Origin of the sequence: Vibrio sp. SCSIO 43136 (assembly GCF_023716565.1) — a bacterium.
In the GTDB taxonomy this organism is placed as follows: Bacteria; Pseudomonadota; Gammaproteobacteria; order Enterobacterales; family Vibrionaceae; genus Vibrio.
In genome coordinates this window covers 3,124,416-3,142,516 of the sequence record NZ_CP071848.1, presented here as the reverse complement: position 1 = coordinate 3,142,516, position 18,101 = coordinate 3,124,416, and the positions used below count along the sequence as shown (strand labels likewise).

Genomic DNA, 18,101 nt, shown 5'->3' with positions numbered 1-18,101 from the left:
AATGTGTTATTGACGCAAAGTGTGAAATAAACCGAAAAACAAAAAAGCGGCTGATCAGACCAGAAGTACGTAGGATATGGGCGACAACTGCCACTAAAAAGGGAAGCAGTTGCTTCCCTTTGTTACTATCAGTGGTGGTTATTCACCCGTATATACGATCAACACTTTGTCATCTTTGTATTGGCGCTCAAAAGCGTAATAGCCTTGTTGCTGACGAGTGATGTGTTTGCCCTGCGCAACCGCTGGGTGGCGTTGACGAAATTCGCCTAGCTTTTGCCAGTGTTCAAGTAAATCTGCACGCTGGCCTTTGATCTGATGCCATGGCATATCGGAGCGGGTTCCTTGGTGGGCATCTGAGCCTGTGGTTCCAAAGTCACGGGCGATTTCATCGCCGTAGTAGATTTGAACCGCACCAGGGGCAAGCATTAGCGCATTGGCCGCTTTGGCTTGGTCATCGAAGCTGCGACTGCGGGCTGACCAAAACAGTTGGGTATCATGCGAAGAAAGGTAACTTAGCACGTTGAACTCAGGGTCTTGGTTGATACGTTCAGCGTAGCGTTGATAGTCACTATCCAGCTTGGCAAAACATTTTAGCGCTTTAGGCGCAACATCACCTTGGAACTCAAAGTTGATGATTGAGTCGAAGCCGTGATCAAAATAAGGTGTTTTCACCACGCTATGTGCCCATACTTCACCTGTCATCCAGAATGGCAAGTCGTCGAGAGCTTTGTCTGGGTTTTTTTGTTTCCATTCCTCTAATGCTTGGGTGGTGCTGGCTTTAAGCTCAGCCCATGCCTCCATCTCGACATGTTTTGCGGTATCAACACGGAAGCCATCGATACCATACTCACGTACCCATTCAGATAGCCAAGCGATCAAGTGGGCTCGTGGGGTCCGTTCGATATCTTGCGCATTGGTCTCTTTTTTGCGGAAGAAGTTCGGCAGTCCAGTGGTTTCAGCCGATTCGGTTTTCAGGTCGGGCAGATAGTTGAGCGACATGGTGCGATCATTATACCCAGGGGCGTCGTAGTTGCCGATGTCGGTACGGATCCACGCTTTGCCCCACCATTTATCCCACGCTTCGCTATCACCGTATTTGATGTAGTCGTTAAAGCTATGCCAGCACTGGCCGGACTTTGGTTGCCAGTCGGTCCAACTCTCGCCAAGCACCTCTTTAGCTTCTTGCTCGTCAAGGTGGAGCTGACCAAAACCAAACTCCTGCATATCTGCCAGTGTTGCGTAGCCAGTGTGGTTCATCACCACGTCCCACACCACACGGATGCCTTTTTCATGCGCCGTATCGACAAAGGTGCGTAGCTCATCTTCGGTGCCCATGTTGGCATCGAGCTTGGTCCAGTCTTGGTGGTAGTAGCCGTGGTAGCCGTAGTGTTTGAAGTCCCCTTTATCACCACCGCCAACCCAGCCGTGGATCTGCTCCAGTGGCGAGGTGATCCAGATGGCATTGACGCCTAGCGATTGGATGTAGTCGAGCTTTTCGGTAAGACCAGCAAGGTCGCCACCATGAAAAGTACCGATCTCATATTTACCATCTTTGCTGCGGCCATAGCTGTTGTCGTTGTCTGGATTGCCATTGTGGAAGCGGTCGGTCATCACGAAGTAAATCGTGGCATTGTCCCAGCTAAATGCAGGCTCAACTTGTTGTTCGACTTGCTCGAGTAATAGTAGACCTTGGCTCATAGGACCTGGCTGCATAATTATAGTGCCATTATCTACTGTCGCTTCTTGCCCTGTTAGTGCGTCACGAACCTTGGTGCCGTTGGCGAAGGTCTTAGCCACGTCGATGGTTTTGGGTGTATCAGTGGCGACGGGACAGGTATAAGTAAAACTCTGGCTCTGTTTTGGCTTGATCTTTACCGTTAACTCGTTGCTGGTGGGGTTAAGGGTAAATTGATAGGTATTGGCTTTGAAGATACGCAGGGGCATCTCGGTGTCAGTGGCACAGTTGTCCATCTTAAGGGCACGATTGAACTTAACGCGTTTATCTTCTGCCAAGGCAAAGCTGCTGCCACAGGTTTGTTGGTTATCTCCGATAGTAAAGGTGTAGCTGCCTTTCCCTAATTTCTGTTCAGCAACCAATAGTCCTTGAGAGTTTTGTTCGAATACTGCCGTATCCTCACCAACGCTGAGTAAAATTGCGTTATCTGGAATCTGGCTACAGGCGCTAAATAGTCCAATTGAGAGTGCGAGTACTGTTTTTTTCATTGAATCCTTCCCCCGAATAAACAGTCCAGTTATAGCAAAACCAAGCCTCTACAATCCGAGCGTTGCACCCATAAGTTAAATCGACCTCACCCTACAAAGGTTTGCCTTGTTCACAAAATTACTAATACGTCGTGCGTATCGGTTTCTATCGGCAACAAAAAAGGGAAGCCAAAGCTTCCCTTTCAAATACCTAATAAATGCTAATTACTTCTGTAGAAGTGAGATATCAGCGATCTGTAGGAACAGGTTACGTAGGTTGTTGAGTAGCGTTAGACGGTTCTTCTTCAGAGCTTCGTCATCGGCCATTACCATTACGTTATCGAAGAATGCATCCACAGGCTCACGTAGGTCTGCAAGCTTGCTTAGTGCATCTTGGTAGTTACCGGTTGCGAACGCAGGCTCTAGTGCTTCTGTCATCACTTCAACGCTTTCTGCTAGGGTCTTCTCTGCATCTTCTTGTAGAAGAGACAGGTCGATCTCTTGCGCCAGCTCACCATCGAATTTCGCTAGGATGTTACCTACACGCTTGTTCGCTGCTGCTAGTGCTTCTGCCGCTTCAAGGTCACGGAAGTGAGATACCGCTTTAACACGCTGGTCAAAGTCTGCAGGCTTAGTTGGACGACGTGCTAGCACCGCTTGGATGATGTCTACGCTGAAGCCTTCGTCTTGGTACCAAGCACGGAAACGGCCTAGCATAAACTCGATCACGTCATGCTCAACTTTATCGTTAGTCAGGCGGTCGCCAAATAGCGATTTCGCCTTAGCGATCAGGTCAACTAGGTCTAGGTTGTAGCCGTATTCAACGATGATACGCAGTACACCTAGTGATGCACGACGTAGCGCAAATGGGTCAGAACCTTTTGGCGCTTGGCCTATACCGAAGATACCAACGATAGTATCTAGCTTGTCTGCCATTGCAACCGCTGTCGAAACACCGTTTGATGGTAGGTCGTCACCTGCAAAACGAGGCATGTACTGCTCGTTTAGTGCAACCGCTACTTGCTCGTTCTCACCATCGTGGCGAGCGTAGTGCATGCCCATAACACCCTGAGTATCGGTAAATTCGAATACCATCGAGGTCATTAGGTCACATTTCGCCAGTAGGCCAGCACGCTTAGATAGCTCAACGTCCGCACCGATCTGCTCAGCGATGTAGCCAGCCAGCTCAGTGATACGGTTAGTCTTATCTTTGATAGTACCTAGCTTCTTCTGGAAGATAGCGTTATCTAGCTCAGGAAGACGGTCAATCAGAGGACGCTTACGGTCAGTGTTAAAGAAGAACTCCGCATCTGCTAGACGTGGACGTACTACCTTCTCGTTACCTTCGATCACGTGACGAGGCTCTTTCGACTCGATGTTAGATACAAAGATAAAGTTTGGTAGTAGCTTCTTGTTCTCATCGTAAACAGGGAAGTACTTCTGGTCACCTTTCATGGTGTAAACCAGCGCTTCAGAAGGCACGTTTAGGAACTCTTCTTCAAACTTCGCTGTAAGAACCACTGGCCACTCAACTAGAGAAGTTACTTCTTCTACTAGGTCATCTTCTAGATCAGCGATACCGCCAACTGCCGCCGCGGCTTTTTGAGATTCAGCAATGATGATCGCCTTACGCGCTTTGTAATCAGCCATTACCTTGCCACGCTCTTCTAGGATCGCAGGGTACTGCTCAGCCGAGTCGATAGTGAACTCTTGCTCACCCATAAAGCGGTGACCACGGATAGTGCGATCAGATGTAACGCCAAGGATTTCACCAGCAATAAGCTCATCGCCCATCAGCATAGTTAGGGTCTTAACCGGGCGGATAAACTGAGTCTCAGTGCTACCCCAACGCATAGGTTTGGCAATCGGTAAGTTTGCTAGTGCTTTTGCTGCAAGTTCAACAATGATCTCGGCAGTGTTTTTGCCTTTCACTTCTTGTTTGAACAGCAGCCACTCGCCTTTATCAGTCTTCAGACGGTCAGCTTGCTCAACGGTGATGCCGTTACCACGAGCCCAGCCTTGAGCCGCTTTGGTTGCATTACCGTCAGCATCAAAGGCTACCGATACCGCAGGGCCGCGCTTCTCAACCACTTTGTCCGCTTGGCATTCTGCCAGAGCAGCCACTTTTAGCGCTAGACGACGAGGTGCAGCAAACCATTTGATGCCTTCGTGAGTCAGCTCAGCCGCTTTTAGCTCAGCTTCGAAGTTGTTTGCGAATGCTTCTGCCAGAGTACGAAGTTGCGTTGGTGGCAGCTCTTCTGTACCTAGCTCAATCAGAAATTCTTTTGCCATCTTACTTCTCCTCATCCTTTTTTAGCATTGGGAAGCCTAGTGCTTCACGAGATGCGTAGTACGCCTCTGCAACTGACTTGGTCAGGTCACGGATACGTAGGATGTAGCGTTGGCGTTCAGTTACTGAGATCGCTTTACGTGCGTCTAGTAGGTTGAAGGCGTGGCCCGCTTTAAGGATGCGCTCGTACGCTGGAAGGGGTAGTGGCTTTTCAAGCTCAAGTAGCTCTTTACACTCTTTCTCGCACTGGTCGAAGAAGGTGAATAGGAAATCTACGTCTGCGTGCTCAAAGTTATAAGTTGATTGCTCAACCTCGTTTTGGTGGAAGATATCACCGTAAGTCACTTTAGAGCCGTCTGGTGCGATGTTCCACACTAAGTCGTAAACAGAATCCACACCCTGAATGTACATTGCAAGACGCTCGATACCGTAAGTGATCTCGCCAGTTACTGGCTTACACTCAAGACCGCCAACCTGCTGGAAGTAAGTAAACTGGGTTACTTCCATGCCGTTTAGCCATACTTCCCAGCCTAGACCCCATGCGCCTAGCGTTGGGTTTTCCCAGTTATCTTCTACGAAACGGATGTCGTGTACTTGTGGGTCAACGCCTAGTACCTCTAGCGAGCCAAGGTATAGCTCTTGGATGTTGTCCGGTGATGGCTTAAGGATCACCTGGAATTGGTAGTAGTGTTGTAGACGGTTAGGGTTCTCACCGTAACGGCCGTCGGTTGGACGACGTGATGGCTGAACGTAAGCGGTTGAGATTGGCTCTGGGCCAAGTGCACGTAGACACGTCATAGGGTGAGAGGTGCCTGCACCTACTTCCATGTCTAGCGGTTGTACAATGGTACAGCCTTGTTGGGCCCAATAATCCTGCAGCGCGAGGATCATACCCTGAAAGGTCTTGATATCGAATTTTTGCATAGTCAGGTTCGCGCGATTTCTGTCTGTATGAATAAAAAATAACAATCAAGTATAGCGATATATTCCGCTTCCGAGTAGGGGCAATGTTGGCGAATTCCTAGTCATTTTCGAGATTTACTCTCTAGTTGGGGAAAAACGTCGTTCGCTTTGTCGCAATTGGGCCGCAATTGGCGAAATTTTAGCTTGAGTCTCACTAATGTGCGCTTTAAAATGCGCCCGTCTTTGGGGAGTAGCTTACCTAATCACTAGCAATGTGGATTAGGTTCTGTCGTCAACATAATTGGTGCAAAATCACCATGGTGACAGAGACGCTTAAGGGGGACTATACCTCCGCCGTTTAGCAAGACCTTAGACAAGTATCGTGAACCGGGGTGGGGCACGAGGCTTGTCTATGGTTTTAATATAATAACCCTCGCCCCAAATGAGCATGTCGTGAGCATTATTGCTATTTCTACTATGACCGTCGCACTGGCGGAAATTGGTGACAAAACCCAACTACTGTCTCTATTGTTGGCCAGTCGCTACCGTAAACCCGTTCCAATTATTGCTGCCATTTTTGCAGCAACACTCCTCAATCATGCGTTAGCCGCTTGGCTTGGTGTTGTGGTCGCTGATTTTATTTCCGAACAGTTGCTTCGTTACGTGGTTGCTGCCAGTTTTCTCGCTATGGCCCTATGGATATTGATCCCGGATAAACTCGATGATGATGAATCCATCTCTGCTCGAGGTCCATTTGTTGCTAGCTTCATCGCATTCTTTATTGCTGAAATTGGCGATAAGACCCAGATCGCAACATCTATCCTAGGGGCTCAATATCAGGATGCTGTTTGGGCGGTGATTTTTGGTACTACCATAGGCATGTTACTGGCCAATGTGCCTGTAGTAATTATCGGTAAGTTATCTGCAGATAAACTGCCGCTTGATTGGATTCGACGCATCACATGTGGCTTATTCTTACTCTTGGCGCTTGGGGCAATATTGTTCTAATTAGGCGACAGTAAATGTGACTTAAACGCTATAATTTTTTCCAGTGGCTGGTAAGTTTGATGTTAGGGAAGTCATTGAGAGGGTTGAACTATGTTGACACGCTACACTGGAATTACCCCGAAAAGTCAGAGTTATATGTTTACCTTTGGCTTGTGCTTAACCTTGCTTGGGATGGTGCTCACTGAGCTGTGGCTACCTATGGTGGTTGGTGCGATCATCATGACAGGGTTGACCGTAGAGTCTTGGATTCGGGTTCAGCACATCATCCCGATGCGCCAAGAGATGCGAGAGCTTCACCAACAATTTGAGCGTTTACAAAAACAGGTCATGTCAGAGTAACGGTGTCCTGCCGTTTAAGCCTTAACAAAAAAGGCAGCCACAGGGCTGCCTTCACAAAGTTTCACTACAAATTATTCCAAACCTTTCTTGATCAAGTACAGATATGGCAGGCTGTCGGTATGGCTTGCAATCAGTGTGTGATCCATAAAACGACAAAAGCTAGGGATGTCTCGAGTGGTTGATGGGTCGTCTGCTTTCACCAACAACACTTCCCCATCTTGAAGTTTTCGAATCATTTTTCTTACCATCATAACAGGCTCTGGGCAACGCAGCCCTTCGGCTTCAAGCGTATGTGTAGCAAGGGTTGTATCAAGCATTGTGGTTTTCTATTTTGGTTGGAACAAGAGGGCAAATCATACTAGTGAAGAAAAAATATGCAATATTCTCTTGGCAAACGGCGAATAATCATATAACTTAAATTTTAACAACTGTGCAACATTTGTTGGCTAAGGAATGGCTATGTTAGACAGATTAGATAGATTAACGATTTATACAGTGTTGGGGTTCATCTCGGTATGTGCTCTGGTGCTTCAACAAGCAAGTACAGTTTCGCTGTTGCCAATCATCGGCTTAACAGCAACCCTAATGGGGATTGGTGTAGAAATGTTTCGCTGGCAGCCAGCAGAAAATAACAACTAGATGATCACCAAATTTTAACAAATACTTCTACTTTATTCCGACACTATCCCAGTTTTTCTTGGGCTTCCCCGCTGAAAGGCGGGATTTTTTTTGCCTGAAATTCTACTATTAGCCAAAAGTTGTGGGGGATGTATGGAATTAGAAGAAATTTACCGTCGAGATTTAAACCTGCTGGTGGCACTGAGAGTCTTGATTGAGGAGGGCAGTGTCAGTCAAGCGGCTGTTCGGCTTAACTTAAGCCAGTCGGCAATGAGCCGCATTTTGGGGCGACTGCGGGAGCTTCTTAACGATCCACTCTTTACCCGCCAAGGGCACCAGTTAATCCCCACTGAAGCTGCAATTGAATACAATCGTCAGTTAAACGCTCCGCTGGATTCACTGATGCAACTGTTGACCCCTCAGCAATTCGAGCCGCTTAAGTGCGAGCAGACATTTACTATCGCGACGACAGATTATGCGTTGCAAACCATCTTGCCATTTGCCCTACCGAGAATCTATCAAGAAGCGCCACAACTCAAGTTTGATTTTATCCCGATTCAGCATGAAAACCTCAATAGCCAGCTGACTACTCAAGGTGCAGATTTGGCTATCTGCCGACCAATTGGACCGGTTGCGCCACTCAATAGTGAGATTTTGGGGCGAGTTGGGGTTGCATGTTTGATATCTAAACAGCACCCATTGGCCCAACGTGAAATGACGCTCGAGGATTACTTTCAATACCCTCATGCCATGATTGCTATCAGTGATGGGGTGAAGGCTTTGCTCGATCAAGCCTTGGTGGATAAACCTGCGCGAAATTTGGTATTGAGGGCTTATCACCTTGAAGCGGCACTGGCGATTATCGACACCATGCCACTGATCATTACGGTACCTGCGGATCTCGCGTATTTGGTCTCTGATCGCTACGATCTGATGATCAAGCCTTTGCCATTTGAGTTTACACCCTTTGAGTATTCGATGATCTGGCATCCACGCTGCGATCAGTCGCCAGCACAGATTTGGCTGCGTAATATCGTCAAAGAAGAGTGTGGACGTTTGATTGAGAAGAGAATCGAGGATATCGGGTTTTTGGAATAGGATTTCGGTAAACGGTAAACGGTAAACGGTAAACGGTAAACGGTAAACGGTAAACGGATAGAGAACCCAGAACTCACAGGGTTCTCTATTTTTATGCGGAAAGCCGTAAACCGTTGGGTGGTTTTATCTCCGGCTGTTAAAGCTTAATCACCACGCGACCTGTGATCTGGCCGTTAGTAATATCTTCAGCCACCTTCGGTGCCTCTTCTAGTGAAACCTCTGAGGTTGCTTGTTGATAGAAGCTCTCTGGCAGTAGTTCTACTAGCTTCTCCCATGCGGCAATACGCTTTTCTACTGGGCAGCTTACAGAATCCACACCCTGTAGACGAACGTTACGTAGGATAAATGGCATCACCGTGGTTGGTAGGTCAAAACCACCGGCTAGGCCACATGCGGCGACGGTGCTGTTGTAATCCATCTGTGCCAGCAGTTTTGCCAGTACTTTGCTACCCACAGTATCTACTGCGCCCGCCCAGATTTGCTTTTCAAGTGGGCGTGCTGGCTCTTCAAATTCACCACGTTCAATAATGCGAGTAGCGCCTAGCTTTTCTAGCAGTGGACCGTTTTCTTCAATACGACCTGTCACTGCTGCCACTTTGTAGCCTAACTGTGCTAGCAAAGCGACGGACACTGAGCCCACACCACCACTAGCGCCAGTTACCACGATTTCACCATCTTCTGGTTTCACGTTGCCATCGAGCAGTGCTTGAACACATAGCATTGCTGTAAAACCTGCCGTACCGACCATCATTGCTTTTTTGCTATCTAGACCCTTAGGCATAGGTACTAGCCAATCCGCTTTTAGGCGAGCTTTTTGCGCCATGCCGCCCCAGTGGTTCTCACCGACACCCCAACCAGTCAGCACGACTTTGTCGCCTGCTTTATAACGTGGGTCTTCAGAGGATGCGACGGTGCCCGCCATATCGATACCCGGTACCATAGGAAAGTTACGGATGATCTTGCCTTTACCTGTGATCGCTAGGCCATCTTTGTAGTTAAGTGATGAGTAATCCACATCGACCAGTACGTCGCCTTGCGGCAGTTGGTCGATATCGATCTGTTCGATAGATGCGATAGTACGTTTTTCTTCTTGATTTAGAATTAAAGCATTGAACATAGGGGACTCTCCACGAGTAATAAGAGCGTTGTCGCTGTTTGAGAGAAGTGTAGTCGCTAAGTTTGTATTACAAAAGTGAAACTTAATCATTTTATATATGCGAAATATACATACTTCTCAGCATGCATAAAAAAGGGCGGCTTATAGCCGCCCCATGAGTCTAGTTGATATTACTCAACACGTTCAAAGATGGTTGCAATACCCTGACCCAGACCGATACACATAGTCGCTAAGCCGTATTTCGCTTGCTTAGCTTCCATCAGGTTGATCAGCGTGGTTGAGATACGAGTACCAGAACAACCGAGTGGGTGACCTAGTGAGATAGCACCACCATTTAGGTTGACCTTCTCATCCATGACGTCAAGTAGACCAAGGTCTTTAGCACATGGCAGAGACTGAGCGGCAAAGGCTTCGTTTAGCTCTACAACGTCCATATCTTCAATCGTTAGACCTGCACGCTTCAGCGCTTTTTGAGTTGCAGGTACAGGACCGTAACCCATGATAGAAGGATCGCAGCCAGCAATAGCCATCGATTTAACGCGAGCACGGATTTTGAGGCCAAGCTCGTTGGCTTTCTCTTCGCTCATCATCAGCATGGCTGAAGCGCCATCAGATAGTGCCGAAGAAGTACCAGCAGTTACCGTACCATTGGCTGGGTCAAACACTGGACGAAGCTGTGATAAACCCTCAACCGATGTCTCAGGACGAATAACCTCATCATAATCAAGCGTGATCAAGCTGCCATCTTCAGCGTGAGCTTCAATTGGCAGGATCTCATTCTTAAAGCGACCCTCAACCGTTGCAGCATGTGCTCGTTGGTGAGAACGTGCTGCAAATTCATCTTGCTGCTCACGGCTAATGCCATGCAGTTTACCTAGCATCTCGGCGGTAAGACCCATCATGCCAGCCGCTTTTGCTACCGTCTTAGATAGGCCTGGGTGGAAGTCAACACCATGGTTCATTGGCACATGACCCATATGCTCCACACCACCAACTAGGCAGATTTCAGCATCGCCAACCATGATGGCACGGCTAGCATCATGAAGTGCTTGCATAGAAGAACCACATAGGCGGTTAACCGTAACGGCACCAATGTTGATTGGTAGGCCAGCCAGCAGCGCTGCGTTACGAGCAACGTTGAAACCTTGCTCTAGAGTCTGTTGCACACAGCCCCAGTAGATATCTTCAATCTCTTCTGGGTTAACCTGAGGGTTACGCTCAAGAATCCCCTTCATCAGATGTGCAGATAGGTCTTCAGCACGAGTATGACGGAAAGCACCACCCTTAGAACGTCCCATCGGAGTACGCAAACAATCCACTATTACTACGTTATTCATTTTGATGTTCCTTTTCCAAATGTGGTTTATAGCGCACTAGCTTGCTGTGCATCGTAGAAAGACTTACCTTGTGCCGCCATGTCTTTGATAAGCGTTGGCACCTTGTATAGAGCACCTAGGTCTTGGTGCTTAGCTGCCATTTCTAGGTAAGTGTCTAGACCGATAGAGTCTAGGTAACGGAATACGCCACCACGGAATGGAGGGAAACCAAGGCCGTAAACAAGCGCCATATCTGCTTCTTGAGGAGAAGCGATAATACCCTCTTCAAGACACAGCACGACCTCGTTAATCATTGGGATCATGGTGCGCTCAATAATGGTTTGCTCGTCAAACTGTTCAGCTGTACCACAAACTTCTGCAAGTAGCGGAAGAACCTCTGGGTTAGCACCTTTCTTCGGCTTACCACGACGGTCTACCGTGTAAGAGTAGAAGCCATTACCATTCTTTTGACCGTACTTTTGGGCATCAAATAGAGCGTCAATCGCATCTCTACTTTCGATCGCCATACGCTCAGGGAAACCGTCCGCCATTACTGCACGAGCATGGTGCGCAGTATCAATGCCTACGACATCAAGTAGGTATGCAGGACCCATAGGCCAGCCAAATTTACGCTCCATTACCTTGTCGATTTGGTTGAAGTCAGCGCCATCACGCAGCATCAAAGTAAAGCCCGCCAAGTAAGGGAATAGTACGCGGTTAACAAAGAATCCAGGGCAGTCATTTACCACGATTGGGGATTTGCCCATCTTGGCAGCATAAGCGACGACTCGGTTAATGGTTTCTTCAGAGGTGTTTTCACCACGAATGATCTCAACCAATGGCATCGCATGCACTGGGTTAAAGAAGTGCATACCACAGAAGTTTTCTGGGCGTTTTAGTGATTTAGCCAGTACGTTGATTGGGATAGTAGAGGTGTTCGATGCAATTACTGCATCTTCTGCAACTGCATCTTCTACCTCAGCAAGTACCGCCGCTTTGATTTTCGGATTTTCAACTACCGCTTCAACCACAACGTCGGATTGCTCTATACCGGCATAATGTAGGCTTGGTGTGATAGAAGAGAGGATGTTCGCCATCTTCATGCCATCCATACGGCCACGAGAGACACGCTTATTAAGCAGTTTAGCTGCTTCGTTCATGCCGAGATCGAGTGAACCCTGAGCGATATCTTTCATCAGAACAGGTACACCTTTAAGCGCTGACTGGTAAGCGATACCGCCACCCATGATGCCTGCACCTAGAACTGCTGCACGCTCAGTCGCCTTATTCGCTGACTTAGCGGCTTTCTTCGCCATGCCCTTGATGTACTGGTCATTTAGGAAAATACCTACCAGAGCCTGAGCTACTTCAGATTTCGCCAGTTTGATAAAGTTCTGACGTTCAAGTACCAATGCTTCATCACGGCCCAGTGTCGCTGCTTTTTCAATAGCCGTGACTGCGGCCATTGGTGCTGGGTAATGCGGACCTGCTTTTTGAGCCACCAGACCTTTAGCCATTGTGAAGCTCATCATGGCCTCAATTTGGCTTAGTTCTAGCGCAGAGGTTTTTTGAGAGCGGCGTTTCTGCCAATCAATGTTCTCTTCACTTGCTTTAACCAGAGTGTTAAGCGCAGATTCATACAGCGCTTCACTATCGACTACCGCATCAAGTAGGCCAACTTTTAGTGCTTCGTCTGCACGACAAGCTTTGCCTTGAGTGATGATTTCCATCGCGCTATCTGCGCCAATGACACGTGGTAGACGTACACAGCCACCAAAGCCCGGCATGATGCCCAGCTTGACTTCAGGAAGGCCAATGCTGGTGGTTTTATCACCGATACGGAAATCTGTGGCCAACACACATTCACAGCCGCCGCCAAGGGTATGGCCTTTAACGACAGAAAGGGTTGGGAAAGGTAGGTCTTCTAATTTGTTGAAAATGGCGTTTGCGTATTGCAGCCATTTATCCAATTCTTCTTCAGGCTTTGCAAATAGACCTAAAAACTCTGTGATATCAGCGCCAACGATGAATGCGTCTTTGTCTGATGTCAGCAGTAGGCCTTTAATGTTTGATGCGGCATTAACAGCATCGAGGGCTTTATCAAGTGCTTCAAGGGTTGCTACGTCAAGCTTGTTTACTGATCCAGGAGCGCAAAAGCTTAACTCGGCAATGCCGTTTTGTAGTTCCTTAACTTGTAGGGTGTTTGATTGGTAAATCATTGTCTATCTCCATGACACACAATCCGAGTGGCTTGATAGAGTGCGTGTTATTGTTATGTTGCCAGTTTGTTGACTTTGCTAGTGTGCAATGGCTTTTGGCTAATTTCAATACATTTTTAAACAGGTGTTTAACATTTGTGGTCTAACTCTTGTTCAATACGTATATTGGTGTAGTCGTGATACACTTGCGCTCTTGCTAGAAAGTTGAAAGAAGTATGAATTCCAAGCCTTACCTGATCCCTGCAGAGCCAGTGAGCTTTGAAGAAGAAATAAAGAAGAGTGTCTTTATTACTTATCTTGCGCATACCCCATCCATCGACAGCGCCAAAGCCTTTGTTGAGCAGATAAAGCGCAAGCACGCGGATGCTAGGCATAATTGCTGGGGATTTGTGGCGGGTCGCCCAGAGGACTCGATGAAATACGGGTTCAGTGATGATGGTGAACCTTCAGGCACCGCAGGTAAGCCTATCTTGGCGCAGTTATCAGGATCTGGAGTAGGAGAAATCACGGCGGTGGTGACTCGTTATTCTGGTGGCATTAAGTTAGGAACGGGTGGTTTGGTCAAAGCTTATGGTGGCGGGGTGCAACAAGCGCTCAAGCTGCTTCAAACAATCGAGAAAAAAATCACCACAAATGTTTTGCTGACGTTAGACTATTCGCTTATGCCTATTGCTCAAACTGTTATGGGGCAATTTGAAGCGACGACGGTTAACGCTGACTATCAAAGCCAAGTGTTGCTAACCGTTGAGCTGGAGCTAAGCAAGGTCGAGGAATTTCGCGTAGCGATAATCAATAAAAGTGGCGCAAAAATTGGCGTCGCCTCTCAAGAAGCAACTAAGGAATAGGAAGCCGGGCTTCTGTAGCAATCATGCAATTTCGTTCAATTATTCGCATCGTTGGCTTGTTGCTAGCGCTGTTTAGTGTCTCCATGTTAGCGCCAGCGTTAGTCGCACTCATCTATCGAGATGGTGCGGGTGTGCCGTTTGTCACCACATTTTTCGTGCTGCTCGCCTGTGGAGGCCTGTTTTGGTTTCCGAACCGCCGTCATAAACATGAGCTAAAGTCTCGTGATGGCTTTCTCATTGTGGTGCTGTTTTGGACCGTAATCGGTTCGGCAGGGGCACTGCCATTTTTGATCTCCGACGACCCGAATATCTCGGTCACTGACGCCTTCTTTGAGTCTTTCTCCGCTTTAACCACAACAGGGGCGACAGTCATTGTTGGGTTAGACGAACTACCTAAAGCGATTCTTTTTTACCGTCAGCTTCTGCAATGGTTTGGTGGTATGGGCATCATCGTTTTAGCGGTGGCCATTTTGCCTATCTTAGGTATCGGTGGCATGCAGCTCTACCGAGCAGAAATTCCAGGCCCAGTAAAAGATACCAAAATGACGCCTCGTATCGCTGAGACGGCAAAAGTGCTGTGGTATATCTACCTCAGTTTGACTATTGCCTGTGCTCTGGCGTTTTGGTTGGCAGGTATGAGTGCCTTTGACGCCATTTGTCACAGTTTCTCAACCATCGCCATTGGTGGTTTCTCTACTCACGATGCAAGCATGGCGTATTTTGATAGCTATGCGGTCAATATGATCACCGTTGTCTTCCTACTCATCTCTGCGTGCAACTATTCTCTGCATTTTGCTGCATTTGCGTCTGGTGGGGTTCATCCTAAGTACTATTTTAAAGATCCTGAGTTTCGAGCCTTCCTGTTTATCCAGCTAATGTTATTCATTATCTGTTTCTCTTTGTTGCTTAAGCACCACAGCTACGATTCGACTTATGAAGCTTTTGACCAAGCACTATTTCAGACGGTTTCGATCTCGACGACTGCTGGCTTTACCACCACCAGTTTCTCCGAGTGGCCACTATTCTTACCTGTACTGCTACTGTTCTCCTCTTTTATAGGTGGTTGCGCGGGGTCTACAGGTGGCGGCATGAAAGTTATTCGTATCTTACTCCTGACCCTGCAAGGTGCCCGTGAACTCAAACGATTGGTTCACCCTCGTGCTGTCTATACCATTAAAGTCGGTGGCAGCGCCCTGTCTCAGAGAGTTGTCGATGCCGTGTGGGGCTTTTTCTCCGCATACGCCCTAGTGTTTGTAATGTGCATGCTGGGTTTGATTGCCACCGGGATGGATGAGCTGTCTGCATTTTCTGCCGTTGCAGCGACACTGAATAACCTAGGACCAGGCTTAGGCGATGTCGCTTTGCACTTTGGTGATATCAATGACAACGCCAAATGGGTACTGGTGGTATCTATGCTATTTGGCCGTTTGGAAATCTTCACATTGCTCATACTGTTCACCCCAACGTTTTGGCGTAGCTAATTCCTCTTCTATATAGCAAGGACTCATAATGAAAAAAGCACTGCTTCTATATTCAAGCCGAGAAGGGCAAACTCAAAAAATTCTTAAAGCGATCGAGAATCAGTTGCCTGAACATCAGTGCGAGACTTTGGACCTGCATCAGTTAGGCTCAATCGACTTTGCAGACTACGATAAAGTTGTGATTGGTGCTTCAATTCGCTATGGACACCTAAATAAGAAGCTTTACCAGTTTATTCAGACCAATTTGCAACAGCTGAATCAGCACCAACCAGCGTTCTTTTGTGTCAACCTGACCGCACGAAAAGAAGACCAGGGTAAAGACACACCAGAGGGCAGTGCTTACATCAAGACGTTCTTGAAGAAATCCCCATGGCAGCCAAAGCTCATCGGAGTTTTTGCTGGTGCATTGCTCTACCCAAGATACGGTTGGTTCGACCGAGTCATGATCCGCTTTATTATGTCGATGACTGGTGGAGAGACGGATACAAGCAAAGAAGTGGAATACACCAACTGGGAAAAGGTGGCTTTATTCGGTCAAAAAGTGCGAGAACAGGGCTGATTTGATGTTTTTTTGAGTGGTTTGCTGCCCTTTTATCCATTCGATACAAAAAATAGAAAAAACTCTTAAAAAGGGGTTGCCAACTAAGTTCGGATCTCTATAATGCCACCTCGCTGACACGGGATGGCTTCGAAAGAAAGCACTAACGAGTTAGCAAGGTCACTTAGCCAAGCAAGTTGCTTGAAAAAGTTTTGAAAAAAGTGGTTGACACTAAAACTTAACTCGCTAAAATGACCGTCCACTTCGAGAGAGACCTCACGAAGTGAAAGCTCTTTAACAATTTAAACCTATCAATCTGTGTGGGCACTCGTTGACGATAATCAAAAACGAAACTTCGGTTTCAACTTGGTTTCAATGATACGAAGTGACCATTGAGTCGAAAGACTCAGCACAGTCAATTCAAACATTACTTATGCTATTTATTAGCAAGAGCAATGTTCAGTATTCATTGAGCCGACAAAATCTTAAATTGAAGAGTTTGATCATGGCTCAGATTGAACGCTGGCGGCAGGCCTAACACATGCAAGTCGAGCGGAAACGAGTTATCTGAACCTTCGGGGAACGATAACGGCGTCGAGCGGCGGACGGGTGAGTAATGCCTGGGAATATGCCTTGATGTGGGGGATAACTATTGGAAACGATAGCTAATACCGCATAACGCCTTCGGGCCAAAGAGGGGGACCTTCGGGCCTCTCGCGTCAAGATTAGCCCAGGTGGGATTAGCTAGTTGGTGAGGTAATGGCTCACCAAGGCGACGATCCCTAGCTGGTCTGAGAGGATGATCAGCCACACTGGAACTGAGACACGGTCCAGACTCCTACGGGAGGCAGCAGTGGGGAATATTGCACAATGGGCGCAAGCCTGATGCAGCCATGCCGCGTGTATGAAGAAGGCCTTCGGGTTGTAAAGTACTTTCAGCAGTGAGGAAGGCATTAACGTTAATAGCGTTAGTGTTTGACGTTAGCTGCAGAAGAAGCACCGGCTAACTCCGTGCCAGCAGCCGCGGTAATACGGAGGGTGCGAGCGTTAATCGGAATTACTGGGCGTAAAGCGCATGCAGGTGGTTTGTTAAGTCAGATGTGAAAGCCCGAGGCTCAACCTCGGAACTGCATTTGAAACTGGCAGGCTAGAGTACTGTAGAGGGGGGTAGAATTTCAGGTGTAGCGGTGAAATGCGTAGAGATCTGAAGGAATACCGGTGGCGAAGGCGGCCCCCTGGACAGATACTGACACTCAGATGCGAAAGCGTGGGGAGCAAACAGGATTAGATACCCTGGTAGTCCACGCCGTAAACGATGTCTACTTGGAGGTTGTGGCCTTGAGCCGTGGCTTTCGGAGCTAACGCGTTAAGTAGACCGCCTGGGGAGTACGGTCGCAAGATTAAAACTCAAATGAATTGACGGGGGCCCGCACAAGCGGTGGAGCATGTGGTTTAATTCGATGCAACGCGAAGAACCTTACCTACTCTTGACATCCAGAGAAGCCAGCGGAGACGCAGGTGTGCCTTCGGGAACTCTGAGACAGGTGCTGCATGGCTGTCGTCAGCTCGTGTTGTGAAATGTTGGGTTAAGTCCCGCAACGAGCGCAACCCTTATCCTTGTTTGCCAGCGAGTAATGTCGGGAACTCCAGGGAGACTGCCGGTGATAAACCGGAGGAAGGTGGGGACGACGTCAAGTCATCATGGCCCTTACGAGTAGGGCTACACACGTGCTACAATGGCGCATACAGAGGGTTGCCAGCCAGCGATGGTGAGCGGATCCCAAAAAGTGCGTCGTAGTCCGGATTGGAGTCTGCAACTCGACTCCATGAAGTCGGAATCGCTAGTAATCGTGGATCAGAATGCCACGGTGAATACGTTCCCGGGCCTTGTACACACCGCCCGTCACACCATGGGAGTGGGCTGCAAAAGAAGCAGGTAGTTTAACCTTCGGGAGGACGCTTGCCACTTTGTGGTTCATGACTGGGGTGAAGTCGTAACAAGGTAGCCCTAGGGGAACCTGGGGCTGGATCACCTCCTTATACGAAAGATTAGCTTTGATTAGTGTCCACACAGATTGATACGGTTTATAAAGTAAGAGAGTTTTGAATATGTCCCCCAAGACATGT

Annotated in this window: 14 protein-coding genes, 1 rRNA gene and 1 riboswitch; of the genes, 8 read left to right on the top strand and 7 right to left on the bottom strand. The window is 47.9% G+C overall.

Annotation, left to right across the window (positions count from 1 at the left end):
* Positions 1-138 precede the first annotated feature (138 nt).
* From J4N39_RS14765 to glyQ, 3 genes are all read right to left on the bottom strand, one after another.
* Positions 139-2,223, bottom strand: coding sequence for an alpha-amylase (locus J4N39_RS14765; protein ID WP_252020786.1), 2,085 nt, complete (start codon positions 2,221-2,223; stop codon positions 139-141).
* Between the two features lie 204 nt (positions 2,224-2,427).
* A complete protein-coding gene (gene glyS, locus J4N39_RS14760; RefSeq protein ID WP_252020784.1) occupies positions 2,428-4,494 on the bottom strand; it encodes a glycine--tRNA ligase subunit beta in 2,067 nt (688 codons plus the stop codon).
* 1 nt (position 4,495) lies between these two features.
* Positions 4,496-5,416, bottom strand: coding sequence for a glycine--tRNA ligase subunit alpha (gene glyQ / locus J4N39_RS14755; protein WP_252020782.1), 921 nt, complete (start codon positions 5,414-5,416; stop codon positions 4,496-4,498).
* A gap of 212 nt (positions 5,417-5,628) precedes the next feature.
* A riboswitch (yybP-ykoY riboswitch) is annotated at positions 5,629-5,816 on the top strand.
* A gap of 32 nt (positions 5,817-5,848) precedes the next feature.
* Here glyQ and J4N39_RS14750 point away from each other — a divergent pair.
* Complete coding sequence (locus J4N39_RS14750) at positions 5,849-6,403, top strand: TMEM165/GDT1 family protein (protein ID WP_252020780.1); 555 nt, start codon at positions 5,849-5,851, stop codon at positions 6,401-6,403.
* A gap of 90 nt (positions 6,404-6,493) precedes the next feature.
* Entirely contained in the window at positions 6,494-6,742 is a 249-nt protein-coding gene (locus J4N39_RS14745; protein ID WP_252020778.1) for a hypothetical protein, read from the top strand.
* Between the two features lie 71 nt (positions 6,743-6,813).
* Here J4N39_RS14745 and tusA read toward each other — a convergent pair whose 3' ends face one another.
* A complete protein-coding gene (gene tusA / locus J4N39_RS14740) occupies positions 6,814-7,059 on the bottom strand; it encodes a sulfurtransferase TusA (protein WP_252020776.1) in 246 nt (81 codons plus the stop codon).
* Positions 7,060-7,201: 142 nt separating this feature from the next.
* On the opposite strand from tusA, the gene J4N39_RS14735 reads away from it, so the two are divergent.
* Positions 7,202-7,381, top strand: coding sequence for a hypothetical protein (locus tag J4N39_RS14735; RefSeq protein WP_252020774.1), 180 nt, complete (start codon positions 7,202-7,204; stop codon positions 7,379-7,381).
* A 132-nt stretch (positions 7,382-7,513) separates the two neighbouring features.
* A complete protein-coding gene (locus tag J4N39_RS14730; RefSeq protein WP_252020772.1) occupies positions 7,514-8,458 on the top strand; it encodes a LysR family transcriptional regulator in 945 nt (314 codons plus the stop codon).
* Positions 8,459-8,594: 136 nt separating this feature from the next.
* Here J4N39_RS14730 and acuI read toward each other — a convergent pair whose 3' ends face one another.
* The 3 genes from acuI to fadB all read right to left on the bottom strand — a co-directional run bounded on the left by acuI (position 8,595) and on the right by fadB (position 13,110).
* Entirely contained in the window at positions 8,595-9,575 is a 981-nt protein-coding gene (acuI, locus tag J4N39_RS14725; RefSeq protein ID WP_252020770.1) for an acrylyl-CoA reductase (NADPH), read from the bottom strand.
* A gap of 170 nt (positions 9,576-9,745) precedes the next feature.
* Positions 9,746-10,912 (bottom strand): acetyl-CoA C-acyltransferase FadA, encoded by a 1,167-nt coding sequence (gene fadA / locus J4N39_RS14720; RefSeq protein ID WP_252020767.1) that lies wholly within the window; start codon positions 10,910-10,912, stop codon positions 9,746-9,748.
* 26 nt (positions 10,913-10,938) lie between these two features.
* The gene (gene fadB / locus J4N39_RS14715; RefSeq protein ID WP_252020765.1) at positions 10,939-13,110 is read right to left on the bottom strand and encodes a fatty acid oxidation complex subunit alpha FadB; all 2,172 of its coding nucleotides are present in this window, start codon (positions 13,108-13,110) and stop codon (positions 10,939-10,941) included.
* 215 nt (positions 13,111-13,325) lie between these two features.
* Between fadB and J4N39_RS14710 the strand changes: the two genes are divergently transcribed.
* The 4 genes from J4N39_RS14710 to J4N39_RS14695 all read left to right on the top strand — a co-directional run bounded on the left by J4N39_RS14710 (position 13,326) and on the right by J4N39_RS14695 (position 18,014).
* Positions 13,326-13,955 carry a YigZ family protein gene (locus tag J4N39_RS14710; RefSeq protein ID WP_252020763.1) on the top strand — a complete coding sequence of 210 codons (630 nt, stop codon included), beginning with the start codon at positions 13,326-13,328 and terminating at the stop codon, positions 13,953-13,955.
* Positions 13,956-13,978: 23 nt separating this feature from the next.
* A complete protein-coding gene (locus J4N39_RS14705; RefSeq protein ID WP_252020761.1) occupies positions 13,979-15,436 on the top strand; it encodes a TrkH family potassium uptake protein in 1,458 nt (485 codons plus the stop codon).
* 28 nt (positions 15,437-15,464) lie between these two features.
* Positions 15,465-15,995 carry a menaquinone-dependent protoporphyrinogen IX dehydrogenase gene (hemG, locus tag J4N39_RS14700; RefSeq protein WP_252020759.1) on the top strand — a complete coding sequence of 177 codons (531 nt, stop codon included), beginning with the start codon at positions 15,465-15,467 and terminating at the stop codon, positions 15,993-15,995.
* A 466-nt stretch (positions 15,996-16,461) separates the two neighbouring features.
* Positions 16,462-18,014, top strand: a 16S ribosomal RNA gene (locus J4N39_RS14695).
* Positions 18,015-18,101 lie beyond the last annotated feature (87 nt).

Excerpts from the sequence above, each read along its gene's own strand:
- glyS (WP_252020784.1), bottom strand. The coding sequence starts at position 4,494 with ATGGCAAAAGAATTTCTGATTGAGCTAGGTACAGAAGAGCTGCCACCA.
- fadB (WP_252020765.1), bottom strand. The coding sequence starts at position 13,110 with ATGATTTACCAATCAAACACCCTACAAGTTAAGGAACTACAAAACGGC.
- J4N39_RS14765 (WP_252020786.1), bottom strand. The coding sequence starts at position 2,223 with ATGAAAAAAACAGTACTCGCACTCTCAATTGGACTATTTAGCGCCTGT.
- glyQ (WP_252020782.1), bottom strand. The coding sequence starts at position 5,416 with ATGCAAAAATTCGATATCAAGACCTTTCAGGGTATGATCCTCGCGCTG.
- J4N39_RS14710 (WP_252020763.1), top strand. The coding sequence starts at position 13,326 with ATGAATTCCAAGCCTTACCTGATCCCTGCAGAGCCAGTGAGCTTTGAA.
- J4N39_RS14745 (WP_252020778.1), top strand. The coding sequence starts at position 6,494 with ATGTTGACACGCTACACTGGAATTACCCCGAAAAGTCAGAGTTATATG.
- J4N39_RS14730 (WP_252020772.1), top strand. The coding sequence starts at position 7,514 with ATGGAATTAGAAGAAATTTACCGTCGAGATTTAAACCTGCTGGTGGCA.
- hemG (WP_252020759.1), top strand. The coding sequence starts at position 15,465 with ATGAAAAAAGCACTGCTTCTATATTCAAGCCGAGAAGGGCAAACTCAA.
- J4N39_RS14705 (WP_252020761.1), top strand. The coding sequence starts at position 13,979 with ATGCAATTTCGTTCAATTATTCGCATCGTTGGCTTGTTGCTAGCGCTG.
- J4N39_RS14735 (WP_252020774.1), top strand. The coding sequence starts at position 7,202 with ATGTTAGACAGATTAGATAGATTAACGATTTATACAGTGTTGGGGTTC.
- tusA (WP_252020776.1), bottom strand. The coding sequence starts at position 7,059 with ATGCTTGATACAACCCTTGCTACACATACGCTTGAAGCCGAAGGGCTG.
- fadA (WP_252020767.1), bottom strand. The coding sequence starts at position 10,912 with ATGAATAACGTAGTAATAGTGGATTGTTTGCGTACTCCGATGGGACGT.
- acuI (WP_252020770.1), bottom strand. The coding sequence starts at position 9,575 with ATGTTCAATGCTTTAATTCTAAATCAAGAAGAAAAACGTACTATCGCA.